The following is a 17,974-nucleotide window of genomic DNA, read 5'->3' as shown; positions in this document are numbered from 1 at the left end:
GAAGACCTGCGTCATCGATGGTGGCGCGGTTCTATCAGGCGCCGCTGGTCGGGGACAGCGGCGGCCGGCGGCGATCCTTAACGATTCTGCGCGTGGCGGAGTTGCTCCCCGCCCGTCTCTCAGTTCGCCCGGCTCACCTCCACCAGATTGTCCGAGAACGTCGGCGAGTGGCCCATGTCGCCGAACTGGTGGGATGAGATGCTGTTGACCGTGCCTTCGTTGAGCTGGCGCCAGTAGCCGAGCGTCGCCACCACGATGCCGGACTTCACGTCGTCGGTGATGCGCGCGACGCCCTTGAAGGCCCCGCGGTCGTTCGCGACCTTCACGCGGTCGCCCTCGACGATCCCCCGCGCGTCGGCGTCCGCCGGGCTGATCATCACGAACTGCTCGCCCTGCGTGAACTGCTTGTCGGTCATGTTGGCGTAGCAGCTGTTCAGGAAGGCGTGGCTCTTCGGGCTGACGATGTTCAGCGGGAAGCGCTTGGCGAGCTCCGGGTCGTTCGTGTGGCTCTCGCGGGCGCCGACATAGTCGGGCAGCGGGTCGAGATCCTCGCCGGGCTGGAGCGCCTCGTACATCTGGCGGAAGGGCGGCGCGACGAAGTTCTTGGCGCCCTCGACCATGAACATGCATTTGCCGGTCGCGGTCGGGAAGTTGCCCTCCTTGTGCGGCGCGCGGTCGTCCGGCGTGCCGACCTTCAGCCGCGCGAAGCCGTGCGTCTTCAGATAGTCGAGATCGATGCCCTCGCAGGCCGGAGAACTCCAGTCGACATAGTGCTCGAGGCACTCGGAGTCCGACCATTTGAAATTCTCTTCCTCGAAGCCGAAGCGGGCCGCGAGGCGGCGGAAGATCTCGTTGTTGGGGACCGCCTCGCCGGGGCTGTCGGCGCATTTGGTGTTGTAGGTGAGGTAGAGGTGGCCCCAGGACAGGATCATGTCCTCCATCTCCGCGCCCATCGAGGCCGGCAGCAGGATGTCGGCGTAAGAGGCGGTGTCGGAGATGAAATGCTCGGCCGAGACCATGAACAGGTCTTCCCGCATCAGCCCCTCGACGATCTTGTCGGTCTCGGGGGCCTGGGTCACGGGGTTCGAGTTCCAGCACATCAGCGACATGATGGGCGGACCGTCCGACAGCCCCTCGCCGAGCAGCGCGCGGCCGATCTGCAGGTTCGAGACCACGCGGGTGCCCTCGGGGATCAGGTCCGGCCGGCAGATCACATCGAACTTGTAGGGGTGCTCCCAGACCGGGAACTGGGTGACGCCGCCGCCGACATGCCGCCACGCGCCGGTGAGGCCGGGGATGCACGACACCGCGCGGATCGTCTGGCCGCCGCCATAATGCCGCTCGAGCGCGACGCCCATGCGGATCGCGACGGGCTGCTCGGTCGCCATCTCGCGGGCGAGCTTGCGGATGTCCTCCGCGGGCACGCCCGTGATCTCGGCCGCCCATTCGGGCGTGCGGCTCGCGGCGCGCGCCTTCAGCTCCTCGAAGCCGACCGTGTAATTATCGACATAGTCCTGGTCGACGAGCCCCTGTTCGATGATCGAGTTGATCACCGCCATGGCGAGCGCGCCGTCGGTGCCGGGCTTCGGAGCGATGTGCCAGTCGGCGCCCTTCGCCGTGCGCGACGCGTAGGCGTCGATCACCACGACCTTGGCGCCCTTTTTCTGCGCGTCCTTGACGATCGCCCAGTGGTGCAGGTTCGTGGAGACCGAGTTGCACGCCCAGATCACGATATACTTGGAATGGATGTAGCTCTCGGGGTCGAGGCCGGCGGTCGGCCCGAGCGTCAGCAACCAGGCGGTGCAGGAGCCCTCGCCGCAGAAGGTGCGCTCCATCACGGTCGCGCCGAGCCGGTTGAAGAAGGCGTCGCCGCCGTTCAGCCCGTGCACCAGTCCCTGATGGCCGAGATAGGAATAGGGGGCGATCGCCTGCGGGCCGTATTCGTCGATGATCGCCTTCCAGCGCGACACGATCTCGTCGAGCGCCTCATCCCAGCTGATGCGCTCGAACTGCTTCGAGCCCTTCGGCCCGACGCGGCGCATCGGGTAGAGCACGCGGTCGGGATGGTAGTGCCGCTTCTCGTAGTCCTTGAGCTTCACGCAGAGCCCGCCGCGCGTCATCGGGTGATCGGGATTGCCCCGGACCCCCTGCAGCACGCCGCCGCTCACCTCGAAGATCATCGAGCAGGTGTCCGGACAGTCGTGCGGACATCCGCCAAAAAAGGTCTGCGACCTGACGAGCTCGTTCATTGAGACGTCCTCCGACGGCGAGCGATCATCGGCGGACTCTTACGGAACCCGCCCCGCGTGGAGTTAGAAGAACTCGAAACCGGGCTCCGCGCAAACGCGAATATTGGGCTATTGCGCCCCCGGGCGCCGCCCTGCTAGGCGCGCGGCGCCGCTTCGCGCGGCAGGCCGGTGCGGGATCATGTCGCCTATGAGAAGAGCGGGGGCCCGCGGCCGCCTAGCCCGCCTTCAGCCGGCGCGCCGCCTCCGCCGCGAAATAGGTGAGGACGCCGTCGGCGCCGGCGCGCTTGAAGGCCTGGAGGCTCTCCATCATCGCCGCCTCGCCGTCGAGCCAGCCGTTCTGCGCGGCCGCCTGGATCATCGCGTATTCGCCCGACACCTGATAGGCGTAGGTCGGCATCCCGAAGCGATCCTTCAGCCGCCGGACGATGTCGAGATAGGGCAGGCCGGGCTTCACCATCAGCATGTCGGCGCCCTCCTGAACGTCGAGCTCCGCCTCCCGCAGCGCCTCGTCGCCATTCGCCGGGTCCATCTGATAGGTCTTCTTGTCGCCCGTGAGAGCCTTCCTGGTGCCGATCGCGTCCCGGAACGGGCCATAGAACGCCGAGGCGTATTTGGCCGCGTAGGACATGATCTGGACGTCCGCCCGTCCGGCGTCGTCGAACGCCGTCCGGATCGCGCCGACGCGGCCGTCCATCATGTCGGAGGGCGCGATGACGTCGGCGCCGGCCTCCGCCTGGGTCAGCGCCTGGCGCACGAGCACCGCTACAGTCGCGTCGTTCAGGATGCGGTCGCCCTCCAGCAGCCCGTCATGGCCGTGGCTCGTATAGGGATCGAGCGCGACGTCGGTGATCAGGCCGATCTCCGGAACCTCCCGCTTCAGCGCCTTCAGCGCGCGGCACACCAGATTGTCGGGGTTCAGCGCCTCGGAGCCGTCGGGGTCGCGCAGCGCTGGATCGGTGTTGGGGAACAGCGCCACGGCGGGGACGCCGAGCCTCGCGACCGACTCCACGGCGCGCACCGCCTCGTCGACCGTCAGCCGCTCGACGCCCGGCATCGTGGCGACCGGCTCCCGCCGTTTCTCGCCGTCGATCAGGAAGATCGGCCAGATCAGGTCGTCGACCGTGAGCGTCGTTTCACGGGTCAGCCGCCGCGACCAGTCGGCGCGACGGTTGCGGCGCAGTCGGCGCGGCAGGTCGAGCGCGCCGTCGGCGGCGCGGGCGCCGCCGTCTTTCGCGTCGCGGAGCTTTCCGATCGTCTCGTGCATCGCCTCGGCCTCGTGTGGCGCGGCCTCGGCTGAGAGCCGGGCCGTCGGCGGTCCTCGACGCCAGCCATAGCACCGTCGGACCGCTGGGCACAAAGGTCGACGCCGGCCGGGCGGGTTTGCGCGCCGCGCGGGAGTCGGACAACAGTGCCGCGCCCGCGCCCAACCGGGGCCGCGCGCTTCAGGGAGGCGGGATGGCCGCTCAGGAGGACGATCAGCAGGGCGCGCCGCCCTTGTCGCTCGGCGACGCGCGACTGCTGCACGACCTCGCCGAGCGGCCCTGGGCCTGGCGGCTCGCGCTGTTCCTGCGCACGCTCGCCGTGGTCGAGCTCGCCAAGGGCCTCCTCCATTGGGGCCTGCTGGTCGGAGCGGGGGGCGCGGCGGAGCCGCTGGTCGGAAAGACCGCCGCCTGGTTCGTCGCGACCGTGTTCTTCGCGATCGCCGACCCGGTCGCGGCGGTCGGCCTTTGGATCGGCGCGCCATGGGGCGTGGCGATCTGGCTGATCGCGGCGCTCGGCCAGTTCGCCTTCACGGCGGCCGGCGGTCCGACGCCCGGCGGCTGGGCCGTGATCGCCGCGCTGCTTGCGGCGATGGCCCTGTACGTGACGCTTTCGATCAAGGCCCGCGCCGAAGCGCGCTGACGGCCCGGTCGTTCGGCCAAAGCTTCAGAAAGCATTCACCCTCGAATGGTTTCCAGCATTTGAAGGAAAAATGAAGATCGATTTACGCCTATTGCGGCAACCCGTTGATGACCTTGGAAGGCAAGGTTCTGTTTAGTCTACAAAATAAATACAAATTTCATCACGCCATTTAAGCGCATTTTCAGAGGAGGCCGCCTATCTTCGAGATCAAAGAGGCGCGGTTCAGGAACGACGTCTCAAGTAATCGACAAGACAGGAAGGCGTCAGACATGAAGAACCTCGCCCGTCGCCCCGAGCCCGCCGCCGTCGACACCCGCCAGTCGGAGATCCGGCCGCTTTATCTCGAGGCGCTGACTCTTGTGGAGCGGCTTCATCGCCGCCTGCTGGACGTCATCAAGGATGAATTCGACCGCCGCGGCCGCTCAGACATCAATTCCGTCCAGGCGCTGCTGCTCTATAACATCGGCGACGCGGAGCTCACCGCCGGCGAGCTCCGGACGCGCGGCTACTATCTCGGCTCGAACGTCTCGTACAATCTGAAGAAGCTGGTCGAGATGGGCTATCTGCACCATCAGCGCTCGCGGATGGACCGCCGCTCGGTCCGCATCAGCCTGACCGAGCAGGGCCGCGAGATCCACGACATCGTCGACCAGCTCTACGCCAAGCACGTCCGCACCATCGAGCAGGTCGGCGGCGTCAACGCCGACGACTTCAAGACGCTGAACGTCGCGCTGGTCCGCCTCGAGCGCTTCTGGACCGACCAGATCAGGTTCCGCCTCTGACATTCGGGCCGCACGAGCTGGAAGAGCCCGCCGCGGGACGCCGCGGCGGGCCTTTTGCATCAAATCGGTCACGAAGCGCGACCGACTTGTGACGGGCGTGCGCGCGACTCCCCGCGCGACATCGTTCCGCCCAAAATCGATGGCTCATCGAAACTCAAGAAGCGCGGGGACCCATGCGTTCCGGAGGGCCGGGCGAAAGGCGCCCGAAGCCGCCGGGGCATAAGGGCGTCGCGCAGTCGCAACGCAGGTCGGGGTTCGTTAACCGTGATCGCCGCACCCTGCTGTCTTTAGGGGCGACCGGCGGCTGGCCGGCCGCGCGAAGGTTGGGAGCTGGACACGTGACGGAACGGCCTTCGGACTTCGGCGCGGCGACGCGCCGCGACGCGCTCAAGCTCGGCCTTGGAGCCGCCGCCGCGGGGCTCGCGGCCTCGACGGCCTCGGCGCAGGAGATGAACCTGTTCTCCGCGCAGGCCGAATGGAAGGACCGCTATGACGCCTCCTCGGGCGCCGCCGCGACCCGAACCTCGGCGTCCCGCACGCCGACCCTGAGCCCGCAGACCGCGCAGGCTACCGAACAGGCGATCGCCGAATACAGCGACCTCGTATCCCGCGGGGGGTGGGACACCGTCCCCAACGGGCCGCGCATGAAGCTTGGCTCGGCCGGCGAGCGTGTCGTGGCGCTGCGTCGTCGCCTGATGGTGACCCGAGACCTCGATCCCAATCTCGGCATGTCGTCGACCTTCGACTCCTATGTCGAGGGCGCGGTGCGGCGGTTCCAGGCGCGCCACGGGCTGATCCCGGTCGGCGTCGTCGGCGACGACACCATGCAGTCGCTCAACATCCCGGCGCAGACCCGGCTGCGCCAGCTCGAGACCAACCTCGTGCGCATCCGCACCATGGCGAACTCCAATCTCGGCGACCGCTACGTGCTGGCCAATATCCCTGCGGCGGAAGTCGAGACGGTGGAAGGCGGACAGGTCGCGGCGCGCTACACCGCGGTTGTGGGCAAGGTCGACCGCGCCTCGCCGGTGCTCGACGCCAAGATCCTACAGGTCAACCTCAACCCGACCTGGACCGTGCCGGCCTCCATCGTGCGGAAGGACCTCATTCCGCAGATGCAGAAAGACCCGCAATATCTGACGAAGAAGAACATCCACATCATCGACAAGAGCGGCGCCGAGATTCCGCCCGAGCAGGTCAACTGGAACTCGGACGAAGCCACGAACTACATGTACCGGCAGGATCCCGGCGAAGACAACTCGATGGGCACCGTGCGCATCAATATGCAGAACCAGCACGGCGTCTACATGCACGACACGCCGTCCAAGAACCTGTTCGGCGAGAACACGCGCTTCCACTCGTCCGGATGCATCCGCATCCAGAACGTCAAGGAACTCTGCACCTGGCTCTTGAGGAACCAGCCGAACTGGGACCGCCGCTCGCTCGACGCCGCGATCAAGACCGGAGACCGCATCGACATCCAGGTGACGCCCGCGGTCCCCGTCTACTGGCGCTATATCTCCGGCTGGGGCGCGGCCGACGGCTCGGTGCAGTTCCGCGAGGACATCTACGGACAGGACGGCACGGGCGAACTCGCCATGGCGGATGGCGGGGCCAGCCAAGCGACCGGCGCAGTTCAGCGATAACGCCAAGCGATGCGACGTCCGCCGCCCAAGGGGAGCGCGGTCGAGGTCTCGAGCGCCGCGCCGGGCGAGGTGCTGTTCGAGTTCACGACCCGCGGGGGCTCGACGCGCTGCGCCGCGATCGACGCCGCGAGCGGCGTCGAGGTGGTGGTGGTCGGCCCGCCCTCGGCGGCGGAAACGCAGCTCAAGGCGGTCGCGCTGAGGAAGCTCAGGATGCGGCTGTCCCAGCTTCGCGCCAACGGGCGACTTCAGATCTGGTGACTCTCAGGCGTCGAGCCGAAAGTCCAGCTTAATCCAAAGTTGAATGCGACCAAGCTACGCCCTCCGGCGGGCTGTTGACGCCGGCGAATTCCACCTATGCTGCGCCTGGAATCCAGTTCAGGCCGCTGCGCCGCAAGCTACATTCCGCGTTTGCCGTGTCCCCGCCGCGATACGCGGGCCGCGCGCGGCGAAGGCGCGCCATCAGGAGGGAAAGCCCAATGTCGATGACCGAAGCCCAGGCCCGGGACGCCGAGAGCCGCTTCTTTCAGGCCTCGCTCGCCGAGGTCGATCCGGAGCTCGCGGACGCCGTGAAGTCGGAGCTCGGCCGGCAGCGCGACGAGATCGAACTGATCGCTTCGGAGAACATCGTCTCGAAGGCGGTGCTCGAGGCGCAGGGCTCGGTGCTCACCAACAAATACGCCGAAGGCTATCCGGGACGCCGCTATTACGGCGGTTGCCAGTTTGTCGACGTCGCCGAGCAGCTCGCCATCGACCGCGCCAAGAAGCTGTTCGGCTGCCAATTCGCGAACGTCCAGCCGCATTCCGGCGCGCAGGCGAACGCCGCGGTGTTCTTCTCGCTGATGAAGCCGGGCGACACCTTCATGGGCCTCGATCTCGCGGCCGGCGGCCATCTGACCCACGGCGCGAAGGCCGCGATGTCGGGCAAGTGGTTCAACGCGGTGAACTACAACGTCCGCAAGGACGACCAGCTCATCGACATGGACGAGGTCGCGAAGCTCGCGCGCGAGAACCAGCCCAAGGTGATCATCGCGGGCGGCTCCGCCTATCCGCGCCAGATCGACTTCGCGGCGTTCCGCAAGATCGCCGACGAGGTCGGCGCCTATTTCATGGTCGACATGGCGCATTTCGCGGGACTGGTCGCGGGCGGCCAGCACCCGAACCCGCTCGACCACGCGCATGTCGCGACGACGACCACCCACAAGACCCTTCGCGGGCCCCGCGGCGGCATGATCCTCACCAATGACGAGGACCTCGCCAAGAAGTTCAATTCGGCGGTGTTTCCCGGCCTGCAGGGCGGCCCGCTGATGCATGTCATCGCGGCCAAGGCAGTGGCGTTCGGCGAGGCTCTCAAGCCCGACTACAAGGTCTACATCAAGAACGTGATCGCCAACGCCAAGGCGCTCGCCGAGAACCTCAAGGGCCACGGCTTCGACATCGTGTCGGGCGGCACCGACACGCATCTGATGCTGGTCGACCTCCGCCCGAAGAAGCTGACCGGCAAGGTCTCGGAGATCGCGCTCGGCCGCGCCCACATCACCTGCAACAAGAACGGCATCCCCTACGATCCGGAGAAGCCGATGGTGACCTCGGGTATCCGCCTCGGCACGCCGGCCGGCACCACCCGCGGCTTCGGCGTCGCGGAGTTCCAGGAGGTCGGCGACATGATCTCGCAGGTGCTCGACGTGCTCTCGCAGAAGGGCGCGGACGAGGACTCCGAGGTCGAGGCCAAGGTGCGCGGCCAGGTCGCGAAGCTCGTCGAGCGCTTCCCGCTCTACGCGGACTGATTGAAGCCGCCGCAGGATTTCGAGGGCGTCCGAGCTTGGCTCGGGCGCCCTTTCCTTTTGTGCGGTCGGCGGAGGCGGCGCGTGCGCGCCGCCGCCGTCGTCGCCGGGCTTGACCCGGCGATCCATCCCCTTTCCAAGAGTGATGGATGCCCGGGCCAGGCTTGGGCATGACGTGCGCGGTCTTGCTCCGGGAGTCACTCCGATATGCGGTGTCCGCACTGCGGCGCGCCTGACAGCCAGGTCAAGGACTCCCGCCCCGCCGAGGAGGGCGCCGTGATCCGCCGCCGGCGGGTCTGCGGCGTCTGCGGCCAGCGCTTCACCACCTTCGAACGCGTGCAGCTCAGGGAGCTGACCGTCGTCAAGCGGTCCGGGCGGCGCGTGCCGTTCGACCGCGACAAGCTGCACCGCTCGATCGCCGTCGCTTTGCGGAAACGACCCGTGGAGCCCGAACGCATCGAGACGATGGTCTCCGGCATCGTCCGCCAGCTCGAAAGCAGCGGGGAGCCGGAGGTCTCGGCCGAGGCCATCGGCCTCCTTGTCATGGAGGGGCTGAAGAGCCTCGACGACGTCGCCTATGTGCGCTTCGCCTCGGTCTACCGGAATTTCCGCGAGGCCAAGGACTTCGAAACTCTGCTGGGCGAGCTGAGCGGCGGAGATTCCGCCTCCGGCGGCCGGACGTGATCGACCCGGCGGCGGCGCGCTGCGGTTTCCCGCCCGCCGAGGATTTTTCCGCCGCCGACCGGACGAAGATCGACCGCCGGTGGATGAAGGTCGCGCTCTCGCTCGCCCGCCGCGGACTCGGGCGCACCGCGCCGAACCCGTCCGTCGGCGCCGTGGTCGTGGCGCGCGATGGGACGATCGTGGGGCGCGGCTGGACGCAGCCCGGCGGCCGTCCGCACGCCGAGCCGATCGCGCTCGCCGCCGCCGGTGCGGCCGCGAGGGGCGCGACGCTCTATGTCACGCTCGAGCCCTGCAGCCATTATGGGCGCACGCCGCCCTGCGTGGACGCCATCGTCGCGGCGGGCGTCGCGCGCGTCGTCGCCGCGACCGGCGACCCGGACCCCCGCGTGGACGGCCGCGGCTTCGCACGGCTTCGCGCCGCCGGGATCGACGTCGAGGCCGGCGTGATGCGCGAGGAGGCGACGCGGCTGATCGCGGGCCACGCGGCGCGCGTCGCGCTGGGCCGCCCCTTCGTCACGCTCAAGCTCGCCGTGTCGGCCGACGGCAAGGTCGCGCTCCCGGGCGGGCGGCCCGTGGCGATCACCTGCGAGGCCTCCCGCGCGCGCGTCCACCTCATGCGCGCCGAGTCAGACGCCATCCTGGTCGGCGTCGGGACCGTGCTCGCAGATGACCCCGAGCTCACCTGCCGGCTGCCCGGCATGGCCGATCGCTCGCCGACCCGGATCGTACTCGATGGCGGGCTGCGGACGCCGCCGGCGAGCCGGCTCGTCATAGGCGCGGCAGGCACGCCGACATGGATCGTCGCTTCGGCCGACGCGCCCGTCGAGGCGGAACGGGCGCTGCGGGCCGCCGGGGCCGAGGTCATGCGAGTCGAGCGAGGTCCGGACGGGCGGCTCGATCTCATGGCCGCCCTGGGCCTGCTCGTGGACCGCGGCGTCGCCCGGCTGATGGTCGAAGGGGGACCGACCGTCGCCTCGGCGCTGCTGTCGCCCGGTCTCGTGGACGAGGCCGTGATCTTGCGCGGCCCCGCCGCGATCGGGGCAGGGGCGCCCGCTGCGCTCGCCAGCCATGCGCTCGCGGACTTGACGGCGACCCTCGGCTTCGCCGAGGTCTCGCGCTTCCGCGTCGGCGACGACGAATGGACGGTCTACGAGCGCGCCTGAAGTCCATGTTCACCGGCATCATCAGCGACATCGGCGAGATTCTCGAGCGGACGGACGAGGGCGAGATCGTCCGCTTCCGGGTCGGCTCGGCCTACGATCCGGCCACGATCGCGCTCGGCGCCTCGATCGCCCATGACGGCGTGTGCCTGACGGTGACCGCCGTCGAGCGCCTCGAGGACGGCGCCGCGTTCTCGATCGACGCCGGTCCGGAGACCATCGCCCTGACGACGGCCGGAACATGGCGGCCAGGCCGGCGGATCAATCTCGAGCGCGCGCTGAAGATCGGCGACGAGCTGGGCGGCCATCTGGTGCTCGGCCATGTCGACGGTCTGGCCGAAATCGTGGGCCGCGAGGACGGGCCCGAAACCGTCCGCTTCACGTTCGACGCCCCGGCCGCGCTCGCGAAATTCATCGCCCCGAAGGGGTCGGTCGCGCTCGACGGCACGTCGCTCACCGTCAACACCGTCGAAGGCCTGCGCTTCTCCGTTCACCTGATCCCCCATACCCTCGCCGAGACGGCGTGGGGCGACCGTCAAGTCGGCGACCGCGTCAACCTCGAAGTCGACATGATGGCGCGTTACGCCGCGCGGCTTGCCGAGGCTCGCCCGGCAGGCTACTGACCCCGCCCTGATATCCGAGGTTTCTGTTCATGGCTGAGCAGCAGCGCCCCCGCGGCGCCGTCGAGCCGACGCGGGCGCATGTTCTGGTGGTCGAGGCGCGCTTCTACGACCCGATCGCCGACGAGCTTCTGTCAGGCGCGGTCGCTCTTCTCGACGCTGCGGGCGCGACCTATGACGTGGTGACGGTTCCGGGCGCTCTTGAACTTCCGACCGCGATCGCGCTGCTTGTCGAGGGCGCGGCGGCAAAGGGCGCTCCCTATGATGCGGCGGTGGCCCTGGGGTGTGTCATCCGCGGAGAAACCACCCATTACGAGATCGTCTCGGAACAGAGCGCCCGCGGCCTGATGGATCTCTCGGTCGCGCTCCGCCTGCCGCTCGGCAACGGCGTGCTGACGGTCGAGAACGAGGCCCAGGCCTTCGCACGCGCGCGGGTCGCCGAGATGGACAAGGGCGGCGGCGCGGCGGAGGCTGCGCTGACGCTTCTGCGGCTGAAGCGCCGCGCGGAGGGCTGAGGCGATGGCGAAGGGCGAGACCCGCTCCGCCGCGCGCCTCGCGGCGGTCCAGGCGCTCTACCAGATGGACGTGGCCGGCGCGCCGCTGCCCGACACGCTGGCGCAGTTCGAGTCGCACTGGCTCGGCAAGACGGTCGATGGCGACGAGTACAAGCCGGCCGACGCCGCCTTCTTCCGCGACCTCGTGGGCGGGGTGCTGAAGCAGCAGCGGACCCTCGACCCGCTGATCGACCGCACGCTCGAGGGCGGCTGGCCGCTGAAGCGCGTCGAGGCGATCATGCGCGCGATCTTCCGCGCCGGCGCCTTCGAGCTCGGCAAGCGCCGCGACGTGCCGGCGCGCGTGGTGATCACCGAATATGTTGACATCGCCCACGCGTTCTTCGACCGCGAGGAGGCCGGCATGGTCAACGCCGTCCTCGACGCCATCGCCCGCGAGGCGAGGGCGGACGAATTCGTGAAGCGCGCCTGATCAGGCCGCGCTGGTCTTCCCCGCCGCTTCAGCCAGCATCTCGAGCGCGACCTTCACGGACTTCGTTCGCACCTCTGCGCGCGACAGCGACTCGCCGAAGCGCTTCTCGCGGAGAATGGTCGGGCGGCCTTTGCGCTTGGCCGCGAAATGGACAAGCCCGACGGGCTTTTGCTCGGACGACTCCGGGCCCGCGACCCCCGTCACCGCCACGCCGAGCGTCGCGCCCGAGACCCTGAGCGCGCCCTCGACCATCGCCCGCGCGACATCCTCGCTGACGGCGCCATGGGCCTGGATCAGTTCCGCAGGCACGCCGAGCACGGTCGCCTTGGCCAGATTCGAGTAGGTCACGAAGCCACGGTCCATGGCGCGGGACGAGCCGGCGATCTCCGTGATCGCGGCCGCCACCAGCCCGCCGGTGCAGGATTCGGCGGTGACGATCGTGAGCCCGGCGCCCACTGCGAGCCGCAAGACCTCCTCGGCGAGGTCATGGATCTTCGCCATCGTCAGAATTCCTCCCGGAACGGCAATCGGATCGTGGCGCACGCCATCGCGGCGAGGCCCTCGCGGCGGCCGGCGAAGCCGAGGCGTTCGGTGGTGGTGGCCTTGACGCCCACGCGGCCGGCCGGCACGCCCGCAATCTCGGCGACGCGCGCGCGCATCGCCTCGCGGTGCGGCCCGACCTTCGGGGCCTCGCCGATGATGGTGAGGTCGAGATGAGCGATGACGCCGCCCGCCGCCCGAACCCGGCGCGCCGCGTCCTCGAGGAACAGCGCCGAGTCCTGTCCCTTCCAGCGCGGGTCGGAGGGCGGGAAATGCGCGCCGATGTCGCCGTCGCCGAGCGCGCCGAGGATGGCGTCTGTCAGGGCGTGCAGCGCCACGTCGGCGTCCGAATGGCCGGAGAGGCCCGCCGCGTGCGGCACCCGGACGCCGCAGAGCGTCACATGGTCGCCGGGCGCGAAGGCGTGGACGTCGAAGCCGGTCCCGGTCCGGACGTCGCCGCGGGAGAGAAACTCGGCGCCGGCGCGGCGCAGCATCTCGTCGTCGAACTGGTCGGGCGTGGTGAGCTTCACGTTGCGGGCCTCGCCCTCGAACAGCGCGACGCGGCCGCCGGCCCAGGCGAACAGCGCGCCGTCGTCGGTGAAATCGTCGCGGCCTTCGCGAGCCGCCTTGTCATGGGCGGCCGCAAGTTCGGCGTACCGGAACGCCTGGGGCGTCTGGAGAGCCCTGAGCCGCGAGCGGTCGAGGGTCTCTCCGCGCGACCCGTCCGGCGAGACCACGCAGATCGTGTCGTTGACAGGCGCGGCCGGAACCGCCGCGCCGCTCTCCGCGCAGGCAGCGATCGCGTGCGAGATCAGCGCCGCGCTCGCGAAGGGCCGAGCCGCGTCGTGGACGAGGACGATCTCGGGCGCCTCCGCGCTCAGCGCCGCAAGGCCTGCCCGCACCGACGCCTGCCGGGTCGCGCCCCCAAGAGCCGGCGCGGAAAGCTTTGGATGACTCGCGAAGGAGGCCATCGCCTCGTCATAGGCCTCACGTTGGTCTGCGCCGATCACCACCGCGAGGCGATCGACGCCCGGATGGTCCAGGAAGGCCATGACCGCATCGGCGAGCATAGGCCGATCGCCGATCGCGCGGAACTGTTTCGGTGTCGCTCCGCCGGCCCGCGAACCGGCGCCCGCAGCGCAGATCAAGGCCGCGACGGGAGACGGTCGGTCGTTTGCGGCTGAAACGGCGGCGGGCATCGGCTGGGGCTCACATGGTCGCCAGCGGTTCTAGCGGAGCGCCTCTCCCCTGTCAGGCCGTCGCAGCCCCCGATTGCCTTATTGTGCGGCGGAACGAAATGGCTAATATGTGTGCAATGATGGCGTCGACTAATTTATGAGCAAAGCTTCATCCCCAAGCGCGGCTGCGCGTCCTCTCGTGATCGGAGGCGTCGCGCCACCCAACGCTGTCCTCCTCGCGCCGATGTCGGGCGTGACGGACCTCGCCTTTCGACGACTCGCCGCGCGCCTCGGCGCTGGGCTGGTCGTCTCGGAAATGGTGGCGTCGCGCGAGCTCGCGACGGCCGACGATGAAGCGCGCCTGCGCGCCGAAGGCGTCGGACTCGAGACCCATATCGTCCAGCTCGCCGGCCGCGATCCGGCCTGGATGGCCGAGGCCGCCCGCGTCGCGGTCGGGGCGGGCGCTGCGGTCGTCGACATCAATATGGGCTGCCCGGCCAAGAAGGTGGTGGGCGGCCATGGCGGCTCGGCGCTGCTGAAGGAGCTCGACCTCGCGGTCCGGCTGATCGAGGCGACCGTAGAGGCGGTCGAGGCTCCGGTGACAGTGAAGATGCGACTCGGCTGGGACGAGCGGTCCATCGTCGCCCCCGAGCTCGCGGCGCGAGCGGAAGGCGTCGGCGCGAGGATGGTGACGGTGCATGGCCGCACGCGCGCGCAATTCTACGAGGGGCGGGCGGACTGGGACGCGATCGCCGCCGTCAAGGCGCGGGTCTCGATCCCGGTGATCGCGAATGGCGACCTGGTCTCGCCCGGCGCCGCGACCGCGATGCTCGCGGCCTCGGGCGCGGACGGCGTGATGGTCGGGCGCGGCGCGCAGGGGAAGGCGTGGTTCCCGGGCGCCGTCGCGCGCTTTCTTGCGACCGGCGTCGCTCCGGCGGAGCCTTCGATCGAGGCGCAGCGCGCGCTGGCCCACGAGCATTATGATGGACTGCTCGGCCTCTACGGCCGGGACGTCGGCGTGCGGCACGCCCGAAAACATCTCGGCTGGTATCTCGACGCAGCGGCCGCGACAGCCGGGCGCCCGGTCCTGGCGGACGCCAAGGGCGCGGCGATGACGGCCCCGACCGCGGAGACGGCGCTCGCGGCTTTCGACCGCGCCCTGTCCGAGCTCGAATGGAGGGCGGCCGCGTGAGCCTCGTGACGGAAAGCCGGCCGCGCACCGGGGCGGGTGCCCCCGAGGCGGTGCTGAACGCCCTGCCGCATCCGGTGATCTGCGTCGCCGAGGATGGCCGCATCGTCGACGTCAACGTCTCGGCCGAGGCGTTCTTTGAAGCGAGCGCCAACGTGCTGCGTCGGCACGATATCCGCGAATTCGTGCCGTTCGGCTCGCCGCTTGTCGCGCTGCTCGAGCAGGCCCGCGAACGCAACGCGCCCGTCAACGAATACCGGGTCGATCTCGGGACGCCCAAGAACGGCGGCGAGCGGATCGTGGACATCCACGTCGCGCCGCTGTCCGAGCGGCCGGGCATTCTCGTGGTCGTGCTCCAGGAGCGCACCATCGCGGACAAGATGGACCGCCAGCTCACCCATCGCGGCGCGGCGCGCTCGGTCACCGCGCTCGCCGCCATGCTGGCGCATGAGATCAAGAACCCGCTCTCCGGCATCCGCGGCGCGGCGCAGCTGCTCGAGCAGTCCGCGAGCGATGAGGACCGCGCGCTCACACGCCTGATCTGCGACGAGGCCGACCGAATCGTGAAACTGGTCGACCGGATGGAGGTGTTCTCTGACGAGCGGCCTCTCGAGCGCGAGGCCGTGAACATCCACGCCGTGCTCGAACACGTGAAGCGGCTGGCGCTCACCGGCTTCGGCCGGAACGTCAGGATCGTCGAGGAGTACGACCCCTCGCTGCCGCCGGTCTTCGCCAATCGCGACCAGTTGATCCAGGTGTTCCTGAACCTCGTGAAGAACGCGGCCGAGGCGGTCGGCGATCAGGAGGATGGCGAGATCCATCTGTCGACCGCCTTCCGGCCGGGCGTGAGACTGAGCGTTCCGGGGTCTTCGACCCGCGTCAGCCTGCCGCTCCAGTTCACCGTGCGCGACAACGGCCCGGGCGTGCCCGAGGACCTCGTGCCGCATCTGTTCGACCCCTTCGTCACCACCAAGCCGACCGGCTCGGGGCTCGGCCTCGCGCTGGTCGCGAAGATCATCGGCAACCACGGCGGCATCGTCGAATGCGAATCGCAGCCCCGCCGGACCGTCTTCCGCGTGCTGATGCCGATGTATGTAGCGGCGACGGCCGCGTCTTGAGGAGCTGAGCAGGACATGCCGCAGGGATCGATCCTGGTCGCCGACGACGACGCCGCGATCCGCACCGTGCTCAACCAGGCGCTGAGCCGGGCGGGCTACGAGGTCCGTTCGACCGGCAACGCCGCCACGCTCTGGCGCTGGGTGGCGCAGGGCGACGGCGACCTGGTGATCACCGACGTGGTGATGCCGGACGAGAACGCCTTCGACATGCTGCCGCGCATCAAGAAGGCGCGCCCCGAACTGCCCGTCGTCGTGATGAGCGCCCAGAACACCTTCATGACGGCGATCCGGGCCTCCGAGAAGGGCGCCTATGAGTATCTGCCGAAGCCCTTCGACCTGAAGGAGCTGATCGCGATCGTCGGGCGCGCGCTGACCGAGCCGAAGGGCAGGGCGCGCCGCTCCAATGAGGTCGAGAGCGACGAGATCCCGCTGGTCGGCCGCTCGCCCGCCATGCAGGACATCTACCGGGTGCTCGCGCGGCTGATGCAGACCGACCTCACGGTGATGATCTCAGGCGAGAGCGGCACCGGCAAGGAGCTGGTCGCCCGCGCGCTCCACGACTACGGCAAGCGCCGCGCCGGGCCGTTCGTCGCCATCAACATGGCTGCGATCCCGCGCGACCTGATCGAAGCCGAGCTGTTCGGCCACGAGAAGGGCGCGTTCACGGGGGCGCAGGCGCGCTCCTCGGGCCGCTTCGAACAGGCCGAGGGCGGCACGCTGTTCCTCGACGAGATCGGCGACATGCCGATGGAGGCGCAGACGCGCCTTCTGCGCGTGCTGCAGCAGGGCGAATACACGACCGTCGGCGGGCGCACCGCGATCAAGACCGACGTGCGCATCGTCGCCGCCACCAACAAGGATCTTCGCCTGCTCATCCAGCAGGGCTTGTTCCGCGAGGACCTGTTCTTCCGCCTGAACGTCGTGCCGATCCGGCTGCCGCCGCTCCGGGAGCGCGCCGAGGACGTGCCTGACCTCGTGCGCCACTTCTTCGCGCTCGCCGAGCGCGAGGGGTTGCCGCCGAAGCAGATCGACGTCGCGGCGCTCGACCGGCTGAAGCGCTATCGCTGGCCGGGCAACATCCGCGAGCTCGAGAACCTGATCCGCCGGCTCGCCGCGCTCTACCCGCAGGAGATCATCGGCGCAGGCACGATCGACGCCGAGCTCTCCCAGCCTGCGACCTCGAGCCTCGGCGAGGAGTCCGGCCAGGCCGAGACGCTGGGCGGCTCGATGGAGCGGCACCTCACCGCCTATTTCTCGGAGTTTGGCGAAAGCCTGCCGCCGCCCGGCCTCTACCACCGGGTGCTGCGGGAGGTGGAGTATCCGCTGATCTCGGCGGCGCTCGCGGCCACGCGCGGCAACCAGATCAAGGCCGCGGAGCTGCTCGGCGTGAACCGCAATACGCTGCGCAAGAAGATCCGCGACCTCGACGTGCAGGTGCTGCGCCTGACACGGTGAGCGTCCGGCTCAGCCTGAGACGATCACCTCGATCGGCGTCGGGGCGAAGCCGGCCGCCGGATTGTGCTCCTGCGGGCAGTTCGATAGCACCGCGATGACCGGCATCTCGGCCCGGAGCGTGACGCGGTCGCCGGGCTTGGAGACGCCTTCGACGATCTTCACCGCGCCGTCTTCCGCGAACGCCACGCTCATGAAGAAATTGATGTTGGAGACGATCTCGGACGGCGACATGCCCCAGCCGGCGAGCTCCGCGATGAAATTGGTCCGGCAGCTCTCGGTCTTTTCCACGCCGTAGCGGACCCTGTCGATCTCGCAGCTGCAGCAGCCCGCGAGGGTGTCGTGGTAACCGCAGCTGTCCTCGGTCACCGTCATCATCACGCGGGCGAGGTCCGAATAGATGCGGCAGCCTTTGGTGACGTAGAGCGATCCGTTGAGCTTGTGTTCGGGATGTTGATCCTGTCTGCCGGCTGCCCGGCCGCGTAGCACAGGAAATCGACGGCCTGTCGGCCCTCGAGATCGACGATCGTCAGCGATTGGCCGGGCTCCAGCCGACGCGACCAGCGGCCTTTCGCAGGGACAGTCAGGCGCTCCCCGATCCGGCCTTCGTCCTCGACCTCTTTGAAGGCGCTCGTCATCGGGCATGTCTCCTTCAAGCGGCGATCGATCCTGCTCCGCCCCTGGGACGG

General features: G+C 69.2%; 17 protein-coding genes and 1 pseudogene. 13 read left to right on the top strand and 5 right to left on the bottom strand.

The features are described 5' to 3' along the window. Positions 1–119 precede the first annotated feature (119 nt). Complete coding sequence (locus tag EK403_RS05090) at positions 120–2,249, bottom strand: molybdopterin-containing oxidoreductase family protein (RefSeq protein WP_128776404.1); 2,130 nt, start codon at positions 2,247–2,249, stop codon at positions 120–122. A 214-nt stretch (positions 2,250–2,463) separates the two neighbouring features. Then, positions 2,464–3,513 (bottom strand): porphobilinogen synthase, encoded by a 1,050-nt coding sequence (gene hemB / locus EK403_RS05085; protein WP_128776403.1) that lies wholly within the window; start codon positions 3,511–3,513, stop codon positions 2,464–2,466. 191 nt (positions 3,514–3,704) lie between these two features. On the opposite strand from hemB, the gene EK403_RS05080 reads away from it, so the two are divergent. The 10 genes from EK403_RS05080 to nusB all read left to right on the top strand — a co-directional run bounded on the left by EK403_RS05080 (position 3,705) and on the right by nusB (position 11,808). After that, positions 3,705–4,151 carry a DUF6163 family protein gene (locus tag EK403_RS05080; RefSeq protein WP_128776402.1) on the top strand — a complete coding sequence of 149 codons (447 nt, stop codon included), beginning with the start codon at positions 3,705–3,707 and terminating at the stop codon, positions 4,149–4,151. Between the two features lie 269 nt (positions 4,152–4,420). After that, complete coding sequence (ldtR, locus tag EK403_RS05075; RefSeq protein ID WP_128776401.1) at positions 4,421–4,933, top strand: transcriptional regulator LdtR; 513 nt, start codon at positions 4,421–4,423, stop codon at positions 4,931–4,933. Between the two features lie 338 nt (positions 4,934–5,271). Then, complete coding sequence (locus tag EK403_RS05070; protein WP_128776400.1) at positions 5,272–6,579, top strand: L,D-transpeptidase family protein; 1,308 nt, start codon at positions 5,272–5,274, stop codon at positions 6,577–6,579. Positions 6,580–6,588: 9 nt separating this feature from the next. Continuing rightward, on the top strand, positions 6,589–6,837 hold the full coding sequence (locus EK403_RS05065; protein WP_128776399.1) for a DUF6898 family protein: 249 nt from the start codon (positions 6,589–6,591) through the stop codon (positions 6,835–6,837). A gap of 218 nt (positions 6,838–7,055) precedes the next feature. Further along, positions 7,056–8,363 (top strand): serine hydroxymethyltransferase, encoded by a 1,308-nt coding sequence (gene glyA, locus EK403_RS05060; RefSeq protein WP_128776398.1) that lies wholly within the window; start codon positions 7,056–7,058, stop codon positions 8,361–8,363. Between the two features lie 204 nt (positions 8,364–8,567). After that, positions 8,568–9,044: a transcriptional regulator NrdR gene (nrdR, locus tag EK403_RS05055; protein ID WP_128776397.1), complete on the top strand. Its 477-nt coding sequence runs from the start codon at positions 8,568–8,570 to the stop codon at positions 9,042–9,044. 83 nt (positions 9,045–9,127) lie between these two features. Then, positions 9,128–10,207 carry a bifunctional diaminohydroxyphosphoribosylaminopyrimidine deaminase/5-amino-6-(5-phosphoribosylamino)uracil reductase RibD gene (gene ribD, locus EK403_RS05050; protein ID WP_128776485.1) on the top strand — a complete coding sequence of 360 codons (1,080 nt, stop codon included), beginning with the start codon at positions 9,128–9,130 and terminating at the stop codon, positions 10,205–10,207. Between the two features lie 5 nt (positions 10,208–10,212). Continuing rightward, a complete protein-coding gene (locus EK403_RS05045) occupies positions 10,213–10,827 on the top strand; it encodes a riboflavin synthase (protein WP_128776396.1) in 615 nt (204 codons plus the stop codon). Positions 10,828–10,856: 29 nt separating this feature from the next. Next, positions 10,857–11,339, top strand: coding sequence for a 6,7-dimethyl-8-ribityllumazine synthase (gene ribH, locus EK403_RS05040; RefSeq protein ID WP_128776395.1), 483 nt, complete (start codon positions 10,857–10,859; stop codon positions 11,337–11,339). Between the two features lie 4 nt (positions 11,340–11,343). Further along, complete coding sequence (gene nusB, locus EK403_RS05035) at positions 11,344–11,808, top strand: transcription antitermination factor NusB (protein ID WP_128776394.1); 465 nt, start codon at positions 11,344–11,346, stop codon at positions 11,806–11,808. Here the strand turns inward: nusB and EK403_RS05030 are convergent, their stop codons facing one another. After that, positions 11,809–12,309, bottom strand: coding sequence for a CinA family protein (locus EK403_RS05030; protein ID WP_128776393.1), 501 nt, complete (start codon positions 12,307–12,309; stop codon positions 11,809–11,811). 2 nt (positions 12,310–12,311) lie between these two features. Then, the gene (locus tag EK403_RS05025) at positions 12,312–13,547 is read right to left on the bottom strand and encodes a bifunctional 2-C-methyl-D-erythritol 4-phosphate cytidylyltransferase/2-C-methyl-D-erythritol 2,4-cyclodiphosphate synthase (RefSeq protein ID WP_128776392.1); all 1,236 of its coding nucleotides are present in this window, start codon (positions 13,545–13,547) and stop codon (positions 12,312–12,314) included. Positions 13,548–13,683: 136 nt separating this feature from the next. On the opposite strand from EK403_RS05025, the gene dusB reads away from it, so the two are divergent. From dusB to ntrC, 3 genes are read left to right on the top strand one after another with little or no spacing between them, the layout of a single operon-like run. After that, positions 13,684–14,718 (top strand): tRNA dihydrouridine synthase DusB, encoded by a 1,035-nt coding sequence (gene dusB / locus EK403_RS05020; RefSeq protein ID WP_128776391.1) that lies wholly within the window; start codon positions 13,684–13,686, stop codon positions 14,716–14,718. Continuing rightward, positions 14,715–15,833: a two-component system sensor histidine kinase NtrB gene (locus EK403_RS05015; protein ID WP_342633772.1), complete on the top strand. Its 1,119-nt coding sequence runs from the start codon at positions 14,715–14,717 to the stop codon at positions 15,831–15,833. Before dusB ends, EK403_RS05015 begins: the two co-directional genes overlap by 4 nt. A gap of 15 nt (positions 15,834–15,848) precedes the next feature. Next, positions 15,849–17,288 carry a nitrogen regulation protein NR(I) gene (gene ntrC, locus EK403_RS05010; RefSeq protein WP_128776389.1) on the top strand — a complete coding sequence of 480 codons (1,440 nt, stop codon included), beginning with the start codon at positions 15,849–15,851 and terminating at the stop codon, positions 17,286–17,288. Between the two features lie 9 nt (positions 17,289–17,297). Here ntrC and EK403_RS05005 read toward each other — a convergent pair. After that, positions 17,298–17,923: pseudogene (locus tag EK403_RS05005) on the bottom strand (DUF1989 domain-containing protein). Between the last annotated feature and the right edge of the window lie 51 nt (positions 17,924–17,974).

Source organism: Hansschlegelia zhihuaiae, from assembly GCF_004103825.1.
In the GTDB taxonomy this organism is placed as follows: domain Bacteria; phylum Pseudomonadota; class Alphaproteobacteria; order Rhizobiales; family Methylopilaceae; genus Methylopila; species Methylopila zhihuaiae.
Note: the sequence above shows the minus strand (reverse complement) of the source record. Positions and strands in the feature narration are given on the sequence as shown.